This window comes from Mycobacterium sp. TH-M15 (genome assembly GCF_057473705.1).
This window is the reverse complement of the sequence record NZ_JBYCLB010000125.1, coordinates 1-1,727: the sequence shown is the minus strand read 5'-3', so window position 1 is coordinate 1,727 and position 1,727 is coordinate 1. Positions and strand designations below refer to the sequence as shown.

Below are 1,727 nucleotides of genomic sequence, written 5' to 3'. Positions count from 1 at the left end.
CAGACGCTGGTCCCGTTCGACGTCGCGCGGATCGAGGCCGCGATCGCCCGGGCGGCCCGGGAAGCCGGGCACGACGCCGATGCCGCCGCGATCGCCGAAGCGGTGGCCGGCGAGCTGGCCCGCGGCCCCGAGGTGGCCGACGTCGAGGCGATTCAGGATCTGGTCGACCGGAAGCTGGCGGCCGCGGGTCTGGACGACGTCGCGCGCGCCTACATCGTCTACCGCCAGCAACGGGCCGAGCTGCGCTCGGCCAAAGCGATGCTGGCGGTGCGCGACGAGCTGAAACTGAGTCTGGCCGCGGTGACGGTGCTGCGCGAACGCTATCTGCGCCGCGACGACACCGGCCGGCCGATCGAGTCGACCGGCGAGATGATGGACCGGGCGGCCAACTTCGTCGCCGCCGCCGAGGATGGCTACCGGCCCGGGTCGTCGGCCCGGTGGGCGCAGCGTTTCTCGGCGGCGCTGCGCGGGCTGGAGTTCCTGCCGAACTCGCCGACGCTGATGAACGCCGGCACCGAGCTGGGCGTGCTCTCCGGATGTTTCGTGCTGCCGCTGGAGGATTCGCTGAAATCGATCTTCACCACGCTGGGCCACGCCGCCCAGATCCAGCGCGAGGGCGGCGGCACCGGGTACACCTTCAGCCACCTGCGCCCGGCCGGATCGCCGGTGAGCAGCACCGGGGGGACCGCCAGCGGCCCGGTGTCGTTTCTCCGGCTGTTCGACAGCGCCGCGAAGGTGGTGGCGATGGGCGGCCGTCGCCGCGGCGCCTGCATGGCCGTGCTCGACGCGTCGCATCCGGACATCGAGGACTTCGTCGCCGCCAAGGCGGACTCGGCCAGCGACCTGAGCCAGTTCAACCTCTCGGTGGGCGTCACCGACGCGTTCATGCGCGCCGTCATCAAGGACAGCAGCTATCCGCTGATCGATCCGCACACCGGCCGGACGGTGCGCCGGGCGTCGGCCGCCGGCCTGTTCACCGCGGTCTGCACCGCGGCGCACGCCTGCGGCGACCCCGGGCTGGTGTTTCTGGACACCATCAACCGGGACAACCCGATGCCGGGCGGGGACCGGATCGAGGCGACCAACCCGTGTGGGGAGGTGCCGCTGCGGCCCTACGAGTCGTGCAACCTCGGCTCGGTCAACCTGGCCCGGATGACCGCCGGCGATCACGTCGACTGGGACCGGTTGGCCGTGGTGGCCGGGCTGGGGGTTCGCTTTCTCGACGACGTCATCGACGTCAGCCGCTACCCGGTCCCCGAGCTCGGCACGGCCACCCGGGCAACCCGCAAGATCGGGCTGGGGGTGATGGGGCTGGCCGAGATGCTGGCCGGCCTGGGCATCCCCTACGACAGCAGGAACGGGGTGCGGCTGGCCGGCCGGATCATCCGGCACATCCAGCAGGCCGGGCACGCGGCGTCCGAGCAGCTCGCCGAGGAGCGCGGGGCGTTCACGGCCTTCGCCGACAGCCGCTACGCCCGGTCGGCCCCGGCGCGACCCCGACGCAACGCGCAGGTCACCTCCATCGCCCCGACCGGCACCATCTCGCTGATCGCCGGCACCACCGCGGGGATCGAGCCGATGTTCGCGATCGCCTACACCCGGGCGATGGTCCGCCGGCCGCGGGTGGAGGTCAACCCCTGCTTAGACCGGAAAGCCCGCCACCGCCGCGTAAAATCGCACGAGCAGATAGCCCAGATCGCCCAGCGCCGCGGGGTGCGGGGCTACCC

General features: G+C 72.4%; 1 protein-coding gene. It reads left to right on the top strand.

Features of this window, described 5'->3' with window-relative positions:
* Positions 1–1,727, top strand: a 1,727-nt coding sequence (locus tag AC2VNT_RS03130) for an adenosylcobalamin-dependent ribonucleoside-diphosphate reductase (RefSeq protein WP_486945469.1), incomplete at both ends; no start/stop codon positions are given.